We start from the raw sequence: 226 nt of genomic DNA, 5'->3' as shown, positions 1-226 counted from the left end.
AATCATCCACATCCATGGATCCGTTGACCACCGAGGCAGTAGCCTGTCCGCTAGGCGGGTTGGTGGCATCATCATCACATGAGATATCCTGTGCGGTCTGTACCACATTCAGGCTAGGGTTCACTGCTTCTTCGTCGATGATAAACTCGATGAGGTCAGCGGCAGGGGTTACACAGCCTGTGGTATTGTTTTCCAGTCTGAGGTAATAAGTACCTGCAGGCAGTCC

General features: G+C 52.2%; 1 protein-coding gene. It reads right to left on the bottom strand.

Going from position 1 to position 226, the window contains the following annotated elements:
* Nucleotides 1-226, bottom strand: a 226-nt coding sequence (locus tag ACXAH9_RS17215) for a hypothetical protein (RefSeq protein WP_474896090.1), incomplete at both ends; no start/stop codon positions are given.

The sequence above is a fragment of the Ekhidna sp. ABH4_415 genome (genome assembly GCF_056161305.1).
Note: the sequence above shows the minus strand (reverse complement) of the source record. Positions and strands in the feature narration are given on the sequence as shown.